Annotated in this window: 15 protein-coding genes; 9 read left to right on the plus strand and 6 right to left on the minus strand. The window is 60.4% G+C overall.

Translation table 11 applies throughout. The annotated features are described in order from the left end of the window. Positions 1–90 precede the first annotated feature (90 nt). Entirely contained in the window at positions 91–1,659 is a 1,569-nt protein-coding gene (locus KGB24_RS27010) for a phospholipase D family protein (protein WP_008030562.1), read from the minus strand. Positions 1,660–1,719: 60 nt separating this feature from the next. After that, on the minus strand, positions 1,720–3,153 hold the full coding sequence (locus KGB24_RS27015; RefSeq protein ID WP_192228205.1) for a PLP-dependent aminotransferase family protein: 1,434 nt from the start codon (positions 3,151–3,153) through the stop codon (positions 1,720–1,722). Positions 3,154–3,332: 179 nt separating this feature from the next. Between KGB24_RS27015 and KGB24_RS27020 the strand changes: the two genes are divergently transcribed. Continuing rightward, positions 3,333–3,578, plus strand: coding sequence for a DUF1127 domain-containing protein (locus tag KGB24_RS27020; RefSeq protein WP_223413574.1), 246 nt, complete (start codon positions 3,333–3,335; stop codon positions 3,576–3,578). A 116-nt stretch (positions 3,579–3,694) separates the two neighbouring features. Here KGB24_RS27020 and KGB24_RS27025 read toward each other — a convergent pair whose 3' ends face one another. Beyond that, positions 3,695–4,987 carry an NAD(P)/FAD-dependent oxidoreductase gene (locus KGB24_RS27025; RefSeq protein WP_223413573.1) on the minus strand — a complete coding sequence of 431 codons (1,293 nt, stop codon included), beginning with the start codon at positions 4,985–4,987 and terminating at the stop codon, positions 3,695–3,697. Between the two features lie 147 nt (positions 4,988–5,134). Between KGB24_RS27025 and KGB24_RS27030 the strand changes: the two genes are divergently transcribed. Further along, entirely contained in the window at positions 5,135–5,488 is a 354-nt protein-coding gene (locus tag KGB24_RS27030) for a YkgJ family cysteine cluster protein (RefSeq protein ID WP_007947437.1), read from the plus strand. Positions 5,489–5,607: 119 nt separating this feature from the next. Here the strand turns inward: KGB24_RS27030 and KGB24_RS27035 are convergent, their stop codons facing one another. After that, a complete protein-coding gene (locus KGB24_RS27035) occupies positions 5,608–6,096 on the minus strand; it encodes an Lrp/AsnC ligand binding domain-containing protein (RefSeq protein WP_003177284.1) in 489 nt (162 codons plus the stop codon). Positions 6,097–6,252: 156 nt separating this feature from the next. Here KGB24_RS27035 and dadA point away from each other — a divergent pair, with 156 nt between their 5' ends. From dadA to KGB24_RS27070, 6 genes are all read left to right on the plus strand, one after another. Further along, on the plus strand, positions 6,253–7,557 hold the full coding sequence (gene dadA, locus KGB24_RS27040) for a D-amino acid dehydrogenase (protein WP_008030556.1): 1,305 nt from the start codon (positions 6,253–6,255) through the stop codon (positions 7,555–7,557). Continuing rightward, entirely contained in the window at positions 7,529–7,882 is a 354-nt protein-coding gene (locus tag KGB24_RS27045) for a RidA family protein (protein WP_223413572.1), read from the plus strand. Before dadA ends, KGB24_RS27045 begins: the two co-directional genes overlap by 29 nt. A 97-nt stretch (positions 7,883–7,979) precedes the next feature. Further along, the gene (alr, locus tag KGB24_RS27050; RefSeq protein WP_223413571.1) at positions 7,980–9,053 is read left to right on the plus strand and encodes an alanine racemase; all 1,074 of its coding nucleotides are present in this window, start codon (positions 7,980–7,982) and stop codon (positions 9,051–9,053) included. A 124-nt stretch (positions 9,054–9,177) separates the two neighbouring features. Further along, positions 9,178–9,726 (plus strand): cupin domain-containing protein, encoded by a 549-nt coding sequence (locus KGB24_RS27055; RefSeq protein WP_007947433.1) that lies wholly within the window; start codon positions 9,178–9,180, stop codon positions 9,724–9,726. A 182-nt stretch (positions 9,727–9,908) separates the two neighbouring features. After that, on the plus strand, positions 9,909–10,322 hold the full coding sequence (locus KGB24_RS27060; protein WP_032828815.1) for a c-type cytochrome: 414 nt from the start codon (positions 9,909–9,911) through the stop codon (positions 10,320–10,322). A 276-nt stretch (positions 10,323–10,598) separates the two neighbouring features. Then, on the plus strand, positions 10,599–12,521 hold the full coding sequence (locus KGB24_RS27070) for an acetyl-CoA hydrolase/transferase C-terminal domain-containing protein (RefSeq protein ID WP_223413569.1): 1,923 nt from the start codon (positions 10,599–10,601) through the stop codon (positions 12,519–12,521). A 159-nt stretch (positions 12,522–12,680) separates the two neighbouring features. On the opposite strand, the gene KGB24_RS27075 is transcribed toward KGB24_RS27070, so the two are convergent. Both KGB24_RS27075 and rep read right to left on the minus strand, forming a co-directional pair. Next, positions 12,681–13,253, minus strand: a complete 573-nt coding sequence (locus KGB24_RS27075) for a xanthine phosphoribosyltransferase (protein WP_008030547.1) — start codon at positions 13,251–13,253, stop codon at positions 12,681–12,683. Positions 13,254–13,322: 69 nt separating this feature from the next. Next, entirely contained in the window at positions 13,323–15,332 is a 2,010-nt protein-coding gene (gene rep, locus KGB24_RS27080) for a DNA helicase Rep (RefSeq protein ID WP_008030544.1), read from the minus strand. Between the two features lie 263 nt (positions 15,333–15,595). Between rep and KGB24_RS27085 the strand changes: the two genes are divergently transcribed. After that, entirely contained in the window at positions 15,596–17,269 is a 1,674-nt protein-coding gene (locus KGB24_RS27085; RefSeq protein WP_223413568.1) for a putative bifunctional diguanylate cyclase/phosphodiesterase, read from the plus strand. Positions 17,270–17,337 lie beyond the last annotated feature (68 nt).

Below are 17,337 nucleotides of genomic sequence, written 5' to 3' on the forward strand. Positions count from 1 at the left end.
AGCCTGCTCGCGATGGTGTGTCAGCCAAACCTGTGTGGCTGACACACCATCGCGAGCAGGCTCGCTCCTACAGGGGTTTTTTATTGTGGGTTAGAGCATTTTCTCCAGTCCCACGGCGGTGCTCATCCATGCATTGAAATGGCGCCACCAGCTTCCCGGTTCATCGGTCAATGTGTGCATTTTGCCGTCGTCTTCAGTCACCCAGACGATCCGCTCGTCTTCCAGTTTCACCTCATAACTCAGAGGCGGCGCCATACCTTCCAGCGCCGCCTTGCGCACATAGACAGCGAGTTCGGGGCTGTCTACCAGCACCCCGACCTCGGTGTTCCACAGTAGCGAGCGCGGGTCGAAGTTGAACGAGCCGATGAAGGATTTCTGCTGGTCGAAGATCATCGCTTTGCTGTGCAGACTCGAATCGGAACCCCGGTATGGCTTGCTGTAGAAAATATGCGGCCCGCTGCCGCCGCCTTCGCCGGGCTGGCGACGCAATTCGTACAACTTCACGCCATGTTCCAGCAATGCCCGGCGATAGGGCGCATAACCGCCGTGCACCGCCGGTACATCGGTGGCTTCCAGCGAGTTGGTCAGCAGGCTGACAGAGACCCCGGCATCGGCGCGGCCAGTCAGGTAAACCAGCCCTGGCTGGCCCGGTACGAAGTAAGCCGAGATCATGATCAGCTCTTTGCTGACCCCGTTCAGCTGAGGCGCCAACTGCGTGGTCAGCAGCAATTGCGGGTCGGGTTCGCCGTCTGCCAAAACCTTGCTCGGTGCGTCCCACAACGCCTGGTTCCAGGCCCAGATCAGCTCCCGGCGCCAGATGTCCATGCGGGGGTTTGTGGTGTAAGTCATCAATTGTTGATACAGCGCGTGATTCTGTTTGCGCGTCTCTTCCAGTGATTCTTCCAGGCGCGTGCGGGTGTTTTGCAGGTCCTTTTGCGTCGGTCGGCTCGACAGGAATTCATCGATCGGCTTGCTCAGCGCACTGTTCCAATACTGATCAAAGCTGTGGCCCAACTGCTCGGCGACCGGCCCGACGCCGAGCATGTCGATGTCGGTGAAATTCAGGTTGGGCTCGGCATCGAAATACTCGTCCCCCAGGTTACGCCCGCCAACGATGGCGGCGCTGTTGTCCGCCAGCCACAGTTTGTTGTGCATGCGCCGGTGTTGCAGCGACAGGTTGAACAGCCGGCCCATGGTCCGCGTTACGCCGGTGCTACGGCCCAGGTGCAGCGGGTTGAACAGGCGGATCTGGATCTGCGGGTGCGCCGCCAGCGTGGCGATGATCCAGTCGAGGCCATCGCTGGTGGTGTCGTCGAGCAGGATTCTCACGCGTACGCCACGGTCGGCAGCCTTGAGCAATTCGTCCACCAGCATCCGTGTGCTAATGCCGTCATGGACGATGTAGTACTGCAAGTCGAGGCTGCTTTGGGCGTTGCGGATCAGCTCGGCACGGGCCATGAACGCTTCGCCGCTATTGGACAGCAGCCGAAAGCCGGACTTGCCCTCGTGGGGCGCGGCCTGGGCCTGGATTGATCGACCGAATGCCGAGTCGCTGGCGGGCAGCGCCTGGCTCGGTTCGCGTTGAACATCGAGACTGGCGCAACCGCCCAGGAGCGAGGCGAGTAGCAGCAGAGCGAGTAGGGGCTGTCTGACTCTCACGTGGGATCGGTCCGATTGGCGGCAGTTGTCGACATATGGACGCTGGATCTCGGCTAAAGGTCAGTCGGTGAAGTTCTCATTTTCCGCCAGCAGTTTGATTGCCGCCGCGCCGACCTTGCGCACTGCGTCTTCGATCTGTGGTGTTGGCTTGGCAGCGTAGTTCATCCGCAGGCAATTGCGGTATTTGCCCGAGGGCGAAAAGATGCTGCCGACGGCAATCTGTACGCCTTGGTCATGCAGGGCGCGGTTCAGTTTCAGGGTGTCGAAGCCATCGGGCAGTTCGACCCAGAGCATGAAACTGCCTTGCGGCCGACTGGCGCGGGTGCCGGCGGGAAAATAGCGGCTGACCCAATCGATCATGATGTCGCGATTGCGCTGGTATTGTGTGCGCACCCGCCGCAAATGAGGCTCGAAGTGACCGGCCTTGAGGAATTCGGCGATGGCGATCTGCGGTTGCGGCGCTGTGCTGCCGGTGCTGATGTATTTCATGTGCAGCACCCGCTCCAGATAGCGGCCCGGTGCAACCCAGCCGATGCGCAGGCCTGGAGCGAGGGTCTTGGAGAAGGAACTGCAGAGCAGGACGCGGCCGTCTTCGTCGAAGGATTTGATCGTGCGCGGTCGCGGGTAGTTGTAGGCCAGTTCGCCATACACATCGTCCTCGATGATCGCCACGTCGAACCGCTGTGCAAGCGTCAACAACGCGCGTTTGCGCGATTCCGGCATGATGTAGCCCAACGGGTTGTTGCAGTTGGGGGTCAACTGTATGGCCTTGATCGGCCATTGCTCCAGGGCCAGTTCCAGTGCATCGAGGCTGATCCCGGTCAGCGGGTCGGTGGGGATTTCCAGGGCTTTCATGTTCAAGCCCTTGAGCGTCTGCATGGCGCCGTGAAAGCTCGGCGAATCCACCGCGACGATGTCGCCCGGTTCACAGATGGAGCGAATGCTGGTGGACAGCGCTTCGTGGCAGCCGGTGGTGATCACCAGGTCGTTGGCCGTCAGTTGGCAGCCGGAGTCGAGCATCAGGCGGGCGATTTGCTCACGCAGTTCGAGGGTGCCATGGATGTTGTCGTAATACAGGCCGGGCATGTCCTGCCGTCGACTGATGCGCGCGAGGTTGCGCAGCAACGGTTTCATGGTTGGCGTGGTGATGTCCGGCATGCCGCGACCCAGTTGCACCACGTCTTTGCGTGGCACAGCGCGGATCAGTTCCAGCACCTGGTCCCACTGCGAGATATCCACAGGACGTTGCGCCGGACGGCCAATCGCTGGCAGTTCCGGCAAGTCGCGGCTGGCCGGGACGAAGTAGCCGGACTTGGGTTTCGGCATCGCCAGGCCGCTGTCTTCCAGCACTCGATAGGCCTGCTGCACCGTGCTCAGGCTGACCCCGTGTTCGACGCTCAATGCCCGCACCGACGGCAGCCGGTCGCCGGGGCGATAGAAGCCCTGTTCGATCCGCGTGCCGAGCAATTCGGCGAGGTTGACGTAAAGGGTCATGGCGCAGTCTCGGTGTGAGTGATTCGGTTGACCAGTACAGATCAGGCAAAAAATTGTAATTCAGAGGTTAAAACGCCAAATCTGTATGGAGTTAATACAGGCTGGTTGAATCTGTAATGCTTTTCGCCGTCCGCGCATCATGAAAGCTCTGGCTACCCAAGTAAACAGGAGCAATCAAAATGAACGGCTTGAGCGATGTGCGGCTGACGTTACGCAGTCAGGAACTGGCGGCAGGGCAAATCAACGGTACGCGCGAGGCGTTGATGCGCAACGCACCGTCGGGCCTGAGTCGCTGGAGTCTGTTCTGGCATCGTCTGCACACGCGCAAGGCGTTGCTGGAGCTGACGCCGGAGCAATTGCGGGATGTCGGGTTGAGCCGGGAACAGGCACGGGAGGAGGGGCTTAAGCCTTTCTGGCGGATCTGAAGTTTGTGGTGTTCATTAGATCCATTCGCGGGCAAGCCTCGCTCCTACAGGATGTGCGTTCAACTGTAGGAGCGAGGCTTGCCCGCGAAGACGTCATCACCGACGCCACAAATCCCTCAGACCAACTCTCTAAGCCGATGCCACAACATTCCCAACGCCAACAACGGCGAGCGCAAATGCTTCCCGCCGGGGAAAGTAATGTGCGGCACCTTGGCAAACAGATCGAACCCGCCACCCTGCTGCCCGTTAATCGCTTCGGCCAGCAACTTGCCCGCCAGATGCGTGGCATTCACGCCGTGACCTGAGTAGGCCTGGGCGTAATACACGTTCGGCTGGTCCTTGAGTCGACCGATCTGCGGTAATCGGTTTGCGCCAATGCCGATCATCCCGCCCCACTGATAATCAATCCTCGCGCCAGCCAGTTGCGGGAACACCTCAAGCATCTTCGGTCGCATGTACGCAGCGATGTCTTTGGGGTCGCGACCTGAATAGTGGCACGCACCGCCAAACAGCAAGCGACGATCCGCCGAGAGCCGGTAGTAATCCAGCGCCACCCGCTGATCACATACCGCCATGTTCTGCGGCAGCAGTTCATGTGCCTGTTCTTCGCTCAAGGGTTCGGTGGCGATGATGTAGCTGCCGGCGGGCAACACCTTGCCGCTGAGTTCGGGGTTGAGTTGGTTGAGGTAGGCGTTGCAGCCCAGCACCAGGGTTTTTGCGCGAACCGATCCTTGAGCCGTATGGACCTTCACCTCCGGGCCGTAATCAATGCGGGTCACTGCCGATTGCTCAAACAGTCTGGCGCCCAGTTGCTGCGCGGCGGCGGCTTCGCCCAATGCCAGATTCAGTGGGTGCAAATGGCCCGAACCCATGTCGATCAGGCCGCCGACGTAGCGATCGGAACCCACCACGCTGTGCATCTCATGGGCTTGCAGCAATCGGGTTTCGTAGCGGTAGCCGAGGTCGCGCAGTTCTTCGGCGTCTTCGGCGAAACCTTCCAGGTCGCGGGGTTTGTTGGCGAGATCGCAGTAACCCCACGTCAGGTCGCAAGGGATCTGAAAACGCTCGATGCGCTGTCGGACGATTTCCACGGCTTCCAGGCCCATGAGTTTCATCTGACGCACGCCGTCCGTGCCGATCACGTTGGCGAACTGATCGAGCCCATGACCGACGCCACGAATCAACTGACCACCATTACGGCCGCTGGCGCCCCAGCCAATCTTGTGCGCTTCGAGCAGCACCACGCTGAGGCCGCGTTCCGCCAGTTCAAGCGCGGTGTTCAGCCCGGAAAACCCGCCGCCGACCACGCACACATCGGCTACCAGCTCACCTTTCAACACCGGATGATCGGGCTGCGGCAGGCTGCTGGCGGCGTAATAAGAGGCGGTGTGCTGAGCACGGGCATTCATGCGCATCATCCTGATTTTTGTGTCTAGAAAATTTGACGGAGCATAAGCCGGACCTTCCGGCGCGGGCAACACTGGTCGGTTGTGGCTGTCTGGATCGGCGCGTTTGCGTCAGAATCGCGCTCCAGTCCGCTTTGGGTCACCGTTTCGATGAGCTGCAACAGTCAGAAAATCCGCACGTTGCGACAGCAGATTCCCTCGTTCGAGTGCGTGCCCGGCTGCCATGACTGCTGCGGGCCGGTGACCACCTCGCCGGAAGAAATGTCCCGCCTGCCGCGCAAGACCCGCGCCGAGCAGGATGCGGCGATGGATGAGCTCAACTGTGTGCACTTGGGGCCCAACGGCTGCACGGTGTATGACGAGCGACCGCTGATTTGCCGGTTGTTCGGCACCACCAAGACGTTGCCGTGCCCGAATGGGCGGGGGCCGGTGGAGCTGATTCATCCGCGGGTGGAGAAGCAGATTCATGAGTACATGGCTTCCACCCGGCAGGTGTTGGTCTAGGTAGACCGAGTCGCCTCAATCGCGAGCAGGCTCACTCCTACAGGGATCTATGTCGCTCACAAATCCCTGTAGGAGTGAGCCTGCTCGCGATGAGGCCCTTACAAGCGCCGCAAAAAACTTCAATCCGGAATCGGCAGACTCAAACTCTCCTTCACCTCTTCCATCACGATATAGCTCTTCGATTCCCGCACATGCGGCAGCTTGAGCAGGATGTCGCCCAGCAGCTTGCGATAAGAAGCCATCTCCGAGATCCGCGCCTTCACCAGGTAGTCGAAATCCCCTGACACCAAATGGCATTCCAGCACATGGGGCAGTTTCAGCACCGCGCGTCGGAACTCTTCGAAAGTATCGCCGGATTTGTAGTCGAGGCTGATCTCGACGAACACCAGCAGACTACCCTTGAGGTGCTGCGGGTTCAGCCGGGCGTTGTAGCCCATGATGATCCCTTCGCGCTCAAGGCGCCGGACCCGCTCGGTGCAGGGCGTGGTCGAGAGCCCGACCTTTTCCCCAAGCTCCGTGAAGGAGATACGCCCGTCCGCTTGCAGGATCCGCAGGATGTTGCGGTCGATCTTGTCCAGCTCACGTTTGGTCTGAGTGTTGGTACGCATAGGGGATGCGCCTCCGTGAAAAGCGTTTTTGCCGAGAATTGTCGCCAAATATAGGTGCTTATATAGTGAAATGCACTGGCTAATCTTTTTTAAACTGCCCACATCTACGGTCTGTTCTACAAACGTCAGCGGCACGCCGCGATGAGGGATATGAAAATGCGCGTTATGGTCTTGGGTAGCGGCGTCATCGGTACCACCAGTGCTTATTATCTGGCGCGTGCCGGGTTCGAAGTGGTGGTGGTGGACCGTCAGCCGGCTGCGGCCATGGAGACCAGTTTCGCCAACGCCGGGCAGGTTTCGCCGGGTTATGCCTCGCCGTGGGCCGCGCCGGGTGTGCCGCTCAAGGCCATCAAGTGGCTGTTGCAGCGCCACGCACCGCTGGCGATCAAGGCCACTGCCGACATCGACCAATACCTGTGGATGGCGCAGATGCTGCGCAACTGTACCGCCAGCCGTTATGCGGTGAACAAGGAGCGCATGGTCCGTCTGTCCGAGTACAGCCGTGACTGCCTCGACGAACTGCGCGCCGAAACCGGCATTGCCTACGAAGGCCGCAGCCTCGGTACTACTCAATTGTTCCGCACCCAGGCTCAACTCGACGGCGCCGCGAAAGACATCGCCGTACTGAAAGAGTCCGGCGTGCCGTTCGAACTGCTCGACCGTGCCGGCATTGCTCGCGTTGAACCGGCGCTGGCCAGCGTGACCGATATCCTCGCCGGTGCCCTGCGCCTGCCGAACGACCAGACCGGCGATTGCCAGATGTTCACCAGCCGCCTGGCCGAAATGGCTGTGAAACTGGGTGTGGAATTCCGCTTCGGCCAAGACATTCAGAAGCTCGACTACGCCGGTGATCGCATCAACGGTGTGTGGATCGACGGCAAGCTGGAAACCGCTGACCGCTACGTATTGGCACTCGGCAGCTACTCGCCGCAGTTGCTCAAGCCGCTGGGCATCAAGGCACCGGTTTACCCGCTCAAGGGTTACTCCCTGACCGTGCCGATCACCAACCCGGCGATGGCCCCGACGTCGACCATTCTCGACGAGACCTACAAGGTCGCGATCACCCGTTTCGACAACCGCATCCGCGTCGGCGGCATGGCTGAAATTGCCGGTTTTGACCTGTCGCTGAACCCGCGTCGGCGCGAAACCCTGGAGATGATCGTCAACGACCTTTATCCTCAGGGCGGCGATCTGGCCCAGGCAAGTTTCTGGACCGGTCTGCGTCCGACCACGCCGGACGGCACGCCGATTGTGGGTGCAACGCCGTTCAGCAACCTGTTCCTGAACACCGGTCACGGCACCCTCGGCTGGACCATGGCATGCGGCTCCGGTCGCTTGCTGGCCGACCTGATGGCGAAGAAAACGCCACAGATCAGTGCAGAAGGCCTCGATATTTCCCGTTATGGCAGCAAAGTCCAGGAGCCCGCAAAACATGGCAATCCAGCGCCAGCTCACCAATGAGCGCATGAGTCAGATCGTCGCTCACAACGGTACGGTGTATTTGGCAGGGCAGGTCGGCGACGACCTGAGCGCCGGGATTGAACAGCAGACTCGCGAAACCCTCGCCAATATCGAGCGTTTGCTGGATATGGCGGGTACCGACAAGCATCATTTGCTGTCGGTGACGATTTACCTGAAAGACATCGACGCGCACTTCGAAGGCATGAACGCGGTGTGGGACAAGTGGCTGCCAAAAGGCGTCGCCCCGGCCCGTGCGACCGTTGAGTCGAAGCTGTGCGAACCGGAAATCCTGATCGAGCTGTCGGTTGTAGCCGCTCTGCCGTAAGCCTGTCAGAAAGATCCCTCTCCCGGTGCTGTTGGCGGTTCACGCCGTCAGCCAGCGCCGGTTTTTATTCCCATGACTGCCTAGAAGCCCTGCCGCCATGCGTCCAGCCCGTGCCCTGATCGACCTTCAAGCCCTGCGTCACAACTTTCAGATCGCCCGTGAACTCACCGGGGCCAAGGCCCTCGCGGTGATCAAGGCGGATGCCTACGGCCATGGCGCGGTGCGTTGCGCCCAGGCGCTGGAAGCCGAGGCGGACGGGTTTGCCGTGGCGTGCATTGAAGAAGCACTGGAACTGCGCGCCGCCGGCATTCGCGCGCCGGTGTTGTTGCTGGAAGGTTTTTTCGAAGCCGACGAGCTGGCGCTGATCGTCGAGCATGATTTCTGGTGCGTGGTGCATTCGCTGTGGCAACTTGAAGCCATCGAAAAAGCCGCGCTGAGCAAGCCGATCACTGTCTGGCTCAAGCTTGATTCGGGCATGCACCGGGTCGGTCTGCAACCAAAGGATTACCAATCGGCCTATCAACGGCTGCTGGCCAGCGGCAAGGTCGCGAAAGTGGTGTTGATGAGCCACTTCGCCCGCGCCGATGAGCTGCACAGTCAAGCCAGTGCCGAGCAGGTGGCGGTGTTTGAAGCGGCCCGTCAGGGTTTGTCTGCCGAGGTCAGCCTGCGCAACTCGCCGGCAGTGCTCGGTTGGCCGCAGATCCCGAGTGACTGGGTGCGTCCGGGCATCATGCTCTATGGCGCCACGCCTTTCGAAGAAGCCAACGCCGTGGCCTCGCGCCTGCAACCGGTGATGACCCTGGAATCGAAAGTGATTTGCGTGCAGGAGCTGCCGGCCGGCGAGCCGATCGGTTACGGCGCCAGGTTCATCACCCAGAAGCCGATGCGCGTTGGCGTGGTGGCGATGGGTTATGCCGATGGCTATCCGCGTCACGCACCGACCGGTACGCCGGTGATGGTCGCCGGGCAACTCAGCCAGTTGATCGGCCGGGTGTCGATGGACATGCTCTGCATCGATCTGACCGATGTACCGCAAGCCGGCCTCGGTTCGACCGTCGAGTTGTGGGGCAAAAACGTGCTGGCCAGCACCGTGGCGGAAGCCGCGGACACGATTCCCTATCAGATCTTCTGCAACCTGCGCCGGGTTCCGCTGCTCTATTCCGGGGCTTGACCCGAACCGCGCGGACCGGAAGTCGCTTCGCCGAACAGGATTCAGGCCAAAGTGTTGTAAATACTGAACGCTGTCGCCATGATAACGCTCATATTCCTACAACCTGAATCCTGGAGGCGCAAGCTTGGACGTCGGTGAACGACTGCAATCCATCCGTAAGCTCAAAGGTCTTTCGCAGCGTGAACTCGCCAAACGCGCGGGCGTCACCAACAGCACCATTTCGATGATCGAGAAGAACAGCGTCAGCCCCTCGATCAGTTCGCTGCGCAAGGTTCTGGGCGGGATTCCCATGTCGATGGTCGAGTTCTTTTCCGAAGAGATCCTGCAGGAAAAACCGACTCAGATCGTCTACAAGGCTAACGAGCTGATCGATATTTCCGATGGCGCAGTGACCATGAAACTGGTCGGCCGGGCTCACCCGAGCCGCGCCATTGCCTTCCTCAATGAAATCTACCCGCCAGGCGCCGACACCGGTGACGAGATGCTCACCCATGAGGGCGAGGAAACCGGGATTCTGGTGGAAGGGCGTCTGGAGCTGGTGGTCGGGCTGGAAACTTTTGTGCTCGAAGCCGGTGATAGCTACTACTTTGAAAGTACCAAGCCGCACCGTTTCCGTAATCCGTTCGACGCGCCGGCGCGACTAATCAGCGCAGCCACGCCAGCGAATTTCTAAGAGAAGAGGCGTCCTGCCAGCACGGCAGCGGCACCCAAAGGGTTTTTCCGCGGCGCAACAAGACCCCTTCGACTTTGGGGTTGTTTCAGTGCGGCGGGCTTACCGCTATACTTGCGCCCGCCTGCGAACCGTGGCCGTAGGCGTGACTAGCCACCATTGAGGGTGAACGCGTGAACCTAATTATGAAAATGCTGGCTGCACCAGCAACCGTATTGGCCCTTTGGGCTGTCAGCGCTCAAGCTGCGACGAATGACGATATTGCAAAACGCCTTGATCCAGTTGGCCAAGTTTGTGTTCAGGGTCAAGAGTGCAAGGGGATGGAAGTCGCTGCTGCTTCTGGCGGCGGTGGCGGTGCCAAGGCACCTAAAGACGTGATTGCAAAACATTGCAATGCTTGCCACGGCACCGGCCTGTTGGGCGCGCCGAAAATCGGCGACAAGGCTGCCTGGAAAGAACGCGCCGATCACCAGGGCGGCCTCGACGGCATCCTGGCCAAAGCCATTACCGGTATCAATGCGATGCCGCCTAAAGGCACCTGCGCCGACTGCTCCGACGACGAGCTGAAGGGCGCCATCAAAGAGATGTCCGGCCTGTAACACGCCCGCATCGTTAGCGAAAAAGCCGCCTCCGGGCGGCTTTTTTGTGCCCGCAATTTTTATACACGCTGCTGATTACTGTAGGAGCGAGCTTGCTCGCGAAGAACGTACAGGCGCCGCGGGGTGTCAGGTTCCCAGTGTTATCGTTAACGACCATCGCGAGCGGGCTCGCTCCTACAGTGATAGCGTGCGATTCAGTGGCTAAGGCTGTTCATTGCAGCAAAGACCCGGCAAGCTCGGTCCAACCCCAGTTCATGGAATGTAAGGGAGGATCAGATGGTGCAGCTGTGTTCTATCGAGCAAGCGGTCGATGAGGTGCTGGCGCGGTTGCCGGCGCATATCCACATGGGCCTGCCCCTCGGTCTGGGCAAACCCAACCACTTCGTCAACGCGCTGTATCAACGCGTTGCGCAATTGCCCGAGCGCAAGCTGACGATCTACACCGCGCTGTGCCTGGGCCGTCCTGCATTGGGCGACGGCTTGCAGAAGCGCTTCCTCGAACCCTTCATCGAGCGGGTATTCGGCGATTATCCGGAGCTGGATTTCCTCGCGGGCCTGCGCAAGGACAGCCTGCCGCCCAACATCCATATTCAGCAGTTTTTCATGCAGCCCGGCAGCCTGCTTCATAGCGAATCCGCCCAGCAGGACTACGTGAGCAGCAACTACAGCCACGCCGCGCGGGACATCAACGCGGCCGGTTTGAACCTGGTCGCGCAACTGGTGGCCAGCCACTCCGAACACCCTGATCGCCTGAGCCTGAGTTGCAACCCGGACATCACCCTCGACCTGTTTCCAATGATCGCCAAGCGCAGGGCGGCGGGGGAGACAGTCCTGCTCGTGGGTCAGGTACACAACGACTTGCCGTACATGCCCGGTGATGCGGAAATCGGCATCGACACTTTCGACCTGCTGGTCGACGAGAAAGACAACACCACGCTGTTCTCGACGCCGAACATGCCGGTGGGTTTCCAGGACCATTTCATCGGCCTGCACGCCAGCGCGCTGGTCCGCGATGGCGGCACCTTGCAGATCGGCATCGGCGCCATGGGCGACGCGCTGACGGCGGCGTTGCTGGCGCGGCAGGCAGATAACGCCGGTTACCAGGCACTGCTGGCGGATGTGAATCTGAGCCAGTGGGCGCAATTGATCGGCCGCGAAGGCGGCGTCGAACCGTTTGCCAAAGGCCTTTACGGTTGCAGCGAAATGTTCGTCAACGGCCTGCTGGTCCTGGTCGACGCCGGCATCGTGCGGCGCAAGGTCTACCCCGATGTGCCAACCCAACAACAGGCGAATGCCGGCACGCTGGATGAAGCGGCGCAAACCGACGGCATTTCGGTGCACGGCGGATTCTTCCTCGGGCCGCGCAGTTTCTACGAGCGTCTTCGAGAGCTGCCCCAGAGCAAGCGACTCGAATTCAACATGACCCGTATCAGCTACATCAACGAGCTGTACGGTCAGGAGGAACTCAAACGCTTGCAACGCCTGGATGCGCGCTTCATCAACACCGTATTCACCATGACGTTGCTCGGGGCCGGCGTGGCCGATCAGCTTGAAGACGGGCGGGTGCTCAGCGGCGTCGGTGGGCAATACAATTTCGTCGCCCAGGGCCATGCGCTGGAAGGCGCGCGTTCGATTCTGCTGCTGCGAAGCTGGCGCGAATCGGGCGGGGAGGTCAGTTCCAACATCGTCTGGGAATACGGCCATTGCACGATCCCGCGGCATCTGCGGGACATCGTGGTCACTGAATACGGTATCGCGGATTTGCGTGGCAAGACCGATGCAGCGGTGATCGAGGCGTTGCTGAACATCAGCGATTCACGGTTCCAGCCCGGGTTGATCGAGCAGGCGCAGAGTGCCGGGAAACTGCCGAAGAATTTTCGTCTCGATCCGCGTTTTGCCGACAACCGACCAGAACGTTTACAGGCGATTCAGGCGCGGCATCCGCAGTTGTTTCCGGAGTATCCGCTGGGGAGTGATTTCACCGCGCAGGAGCGGGATTTGTTGCGGGCGCTGAACTGGTTGAAGAGCAAGTTCAAGCTGACGGAGATTCTGGAGTTGGGCAAGGCGGCGCTGGATGCGCCGGAGCCGGCAGCGTTTCCCGAGCATCTGGAGCGCATGCAACTGACCAACCCGGAAGGGCTGAAAGAGGACCTGTTTCAGCGGCTGCTGCTCACCGGCCTCAAGGCCACCGCGCAATAACAGCCAACCCAAAACAACTGTAGGAGCCGGCTTGCCGGCGATAGCGGCGTAACAGTCAACGTAGATGTTGGATGTTAGGGCCTCATCGCCGGCAAGCCGGCTCCTACAGGGTTTGCGGCATAGTCCAATATTGGGGATAACGCGGCAAATGGTGTGGCGTTATTCGATAAAGGTCACGACACCGCCGGCCAGCGACTTAACGCGAGCCAACGATTCAACGCGATAACCCTGCGCATCCAGTTCCGCACGTCCACCCTGGAACGACTTCTCGATCACGATGCCCAGACCGGCCACGGTCGCGCCGGCCTGTTTGATGATCGAGATCAGCGCCTGGGACGCCTTACCGTTGGCCAAAAAGTCATCGATGATCAGCACGCGGTCGCTGCTGGTCAGGTGGCGCGGGGAGATCGCCACGGTGCTTTCGGTCTGTTTGGTGAACGAGTAAACGGTCGCCGACAGCAGGTTTTCGGTCAGGGTCAGAGACTGATGCTTACGCGCGAAAATCACCGGTACGCCCAGGTTCAGGCCGGTCATGATCGCCGGAGCGATGCCCGAGGCTTCGATGGTGACGATCTTGGTGATGCCCGAGTCCTTGAACAGCGCAGCGAACTCGTCGCCGATCAGTTTCATCAGCGCCGGGTCGATCTGGTGGTTCAAAAAGGCGTCGACCTTCAGGACCTGATCGGAAAGCACAATGCCTTGTTCGCGAATTTTCTGGTGCAGTGCTTCCATGAAGCGTTCCTCTACTGGCGCCATGTGCGCCTAGTTTGTCAAAAGGTGTCGGTTAAAAAGTGCTCAATTCTAGCGCTTTAACATCGCCCGTATATCGGCCAATGCGGTATTGCCGCGAACGGCTTTGACTTCTACCGGCGTGTCGTCGGTGCCTTCCCAGGCCAGGTCGTCCGGCGGCAGTTCATCGAGGAAGCGGCTGGGCGCGCAGTCGATGATCTCGCCGTACTGCTTGCGCTTGGCCGCGAAGGTGAAGGCCAGGGTCTGACGTGCGCGGGTAATGCCGACGTAGGCCAGGCGGCGTTCTTCTTCGATGGTGTCGGCTTCGATGCTGGAGCGGTGCGGGAGGATTTCCTCTTCCATGCCCATGATGAACACGTAAGGGAATTCCAGCCCTTTGGAGGCGTGCAAGGTCATCATCTGCACACCTTCGGCGCCGTCTTCCTCTTCCTGCTGACGTTCCAGCATGTCGCGCAGGACGAGTTTGCCGATGGCGTCCTCGACGGTCATCTCGCCTTCTTCGTCTTTCTCCAAGGTGTTTTTCAACGCCTCGATCAGGAACCAGACGTTACCCATGCGGTAGTCGGCGGCCTTGTCGCTGGAGCTGTTGGTGCGCAGCCAGTTCTCATAGTCGATGTCCATGACCATGCTGCGCAGCGCCGAAATCGGGTCTTCGCCGGCGCACTGCTCGCGGACCTTGTCCATGAAACGCTTGAAGCGCGACAGGCGATCGGTGAAGCGCGCATCCAGATGCTCGCCCAGGCCGATTTCGTCGGTGGCGGCGTACATCGAGATTTTGCGTTCGGTGGCGTAGTTGCCGAGCTTCTCAAGCGTCGTCGAACCGATTTCCCGGCGCGGGACGTTGATGACCCGCAGGAAGGCGTTGTCGTCGTCCGGGTTCACGATCAGGCGGAAGTAGGCCATCAGGTCCTTCACTTCCTGGCGTCCGAAAAAGCTGTTGCCGCCCGACAACCGATACGGAATCTGGTGGTGTTGCAGCTTCAGCTCGATCAGCTTGGCCTGATAGTTACCGCGATACAGGATCGCGAAATCGCTGTAGGGCCGGTCGGTGCGCAAGTGCAGGGTCAGCAATTCCACGGCCACGCGCTCGGCTTCGGCGTCTTCGTTGCGGCAGCGGATCACGCGGATCTCGTCGCCGTGACCCATCTCGCTCCACAGCTGCTTTTCGAACTCGTGCGGGTTGTTCGAGATCAGCACGTTGGCGCAGCGCAGGATGCGGCTGGTGGAGCGATAGTTCTGCTCCAGCATCACCACTTTCAGGGACGGGTAGTCGTCCTTGAGCAGCATCAGGTTTTCCGGGCGGGCGCCGCGCCAGGCGTAGATCGACTGGTCATCGTCGCCGACCACGGTGAACTGGTTGCGCGTGCCGATCAGCAACTTCACCAGCAAATACTGGCTGGCGTTGGTGTCCTGGTATTCGTCCACCAGCAGGTAGCGGACTTTGTTCTGCCACTTTTCGAGGATGTCGGCGTGTTCCTGGAACAGTTTCACCGGCAGCAGGATCAGGTCGTCGAAGTCCACCGCGTTGAACGCCTTGAGCGTGCGCTGGTAGTGGGTGTAGACGATGGCGGCGGTCTGTTCCTTAGGGTTGCGCGAGTTTTCCAGGGCTTCGGCGGGCAGGATCAGGTCGTTTTTCCACGAGCCGATCATGTTCTTGATCTCGTCGACGCCGTCGTCGCCCGCATATTCCTTCTGCATGATGTCGGTCATCAGGGCTTTGACGTCAGTCTCGTCGAAGATCGAGAAGCCCGGTTTGTAGCCCAGCCGCACGTGTTCCTTGCGGATGATGTTGAGGCCCAGGTTGTGGAAGGTGCACACCGTCAGGCCACGGCCTTCGCCGCCTTTGAGCAGGGTGCCGACCCGTTCCTTCATCTCGCGCGCGGCCTTGTTGGTAAAGGTCATGGCGACGATGTACTGGGCGCGGATGCCGCAGTTCTGGATCAGGTGCGCGATTTTGCGCGTGATCACGCTGGTCTTGCCGGAGCCTGCACCGGCGAGCACCAAAAGAGGGCCGCCGACGTAGCTCACGGCTTCTTGCTGCCGGGGATTGAGTCGGGACATACGTAAATTCAGGAGTCAGTACGAAATGGGCCGGCATTTTAACAGGCTCAGCGAATTGTGCTGCTCTCTCCGACTTGTGACGCAACACGCTATCTATATTTGCCGGTTTTGTTACTTTCACGCAGGATGCGCAACGAATTTGCGACTAATGTTCGTAATTCCGGATACAAAGGCCTCGTTTGATAACTGATGTCGTTGGTCATTGGTTATCGGCACGGCATAATGCCCGCCGCCTACATCATTGCAGAGTCTAGGGAGCTAGCTTGTCTACGCCTGTCGAACCCTTGCGTTTGCTGCTATTGGCCGAAGAGCCAGCGTGGGCAGCGTTGTTGCGCGAGTGTCTGGCTCCGATGGGGAGCTCGGCCGTGCTCATCAGCGCTCCGAGCTGGGAGTCGGTCAGCGCTCTGTTTGATGACAACCGCAGCGCGGTGTTGTTGACGATCCCGGCCCTTCAGCCGGCGCCCGGCCGTTGCAGTTTGCCAACGGTGTTGCTGCTCGAACAGGAGCCGCTGTTGCCGCCCGATGGTGTGAGCGACTGGCTGGTGCGCGATCATCTCGACCCTGGCATGTTGCGCCGTTGCCTGCGCCATGTGCGCGAGCGCGGCGTGCTGGAAAACACCCTGCAACGCCTGGCCGAGCAAGACCCACTGACCGGCATCGCCAACCGCCAGGGTTTCCAGACCTTGCTGGCCGCACGGTTGGCGGAAAACGACGGCCGTGGCCTGGCCCTCGGGCACCTTGACCTCGACAACTTCCGCCACGCCAACGACGCCCTCGGCCATCAGGCCGGCGACCGCTTGATCCTGCAAGTGGTCGCGCGCCTGAAAAGCCAGCTCGAGGCCGGCGATCAACTGGCGCGGCTGGGCAGCGATGAATTCGCCCTGCTGATCGACACCCGCCGCGCGCCGCAACGCGCCGAATGGATGGCCGAACGCATCACCGAAGCGTTGGCCGAGCCCTATTGGGTCGACGGCGAAAGCCTGTTGATCGGTTCCAGCCTGGGCATCGCCCACGCCCGCGCCCAGGCCGGCGCCGATCCGTTGATGTGGCACGCGCACATCGCCATGCAGCAGGCCAAGAGCACTCAAGGCTGCACCTTTCACATCTTCAACGAACGCATCAACCGCAATGCCCGCAGCATGGCCGACCTCGAAAGCGAGCTGCGCCGGGCGTTGCGTCGCGATGAGCTGGAACTGCATTACCAGCCACGCCTGAACCTTGAGGACGGGCAGATCGTGGGCCTCGAAGCCCTGGTGCGCTGGCGCCATGCCGAGCGTGGGTTGCTGCCGCCGAGCGAGTTCGTGCCACTGGCCGAGCAAAGCGGCTTGATCGTGCCACTCGGTTACTGGGTGATTTCCCGCGCGTTGCGCGACATGCAGGCGTTGCGCGAGCTCGGTCTGCCGGCGCTGCACATGGCGATCAACCTGTCGTTCCGCCAGTTTCAGGACAGTCAGTTGCTGTCGACCCTGAGCCGGCTGATTGCCGAACGTGGCGTCGAGGCGCAGTGGCTGGAATTCGAACTGACCGAAACGGCGGTCATGCGCCGCAGCGATCTGGTGAAACAGACCATGGATGCCCTCGGGCGCCTGGGCGTGCGCTTTTCGCTCGACGACTTCGGCACCGGGTTTTCCTCCTTCGTGCACCTCAACAGCCTGCCGATTGCCTTGCTGAAGGTCGACAAGAGTTTCGTCGGCGGAATGGAAGGGCGCGAAGAGAATCGCAAACTGGTGCACGCGATGATCAACCTGGCGCACAACCTCAATCTTGAAGTGGTCGCCGAGGGCGTGGAAACGCCGGAGCAGCTGGATCTGTTACGCGGGTTTGGTTGCGATCAGGTGCAGGGTTATCTGATCAGCAAGCCGTTGCCGCTGACGGAGTTGGTTGAGTATTTGAGTTTTGGCAGCAGTCAGCAGCCGATGCTAGAGATCGTGAGCTGACACGAATCCCTGTAGGAGCGAGCCTGCTCGCGATGGTGTGTCAGCTAAGAAAGTGTCGGCTGACACAC

It is taken from the genome of Pseudomonas sp. BF-RE-25 (assembly GCF_019956105.1).
Taxonomy (GTDB): Bacteria; Pseudomonadota; Gammaproteobacteria; order Pseudomonadales; family Pseudomonadaceae; genus Aquipseudomonas; species Aquipseudomonas migulae.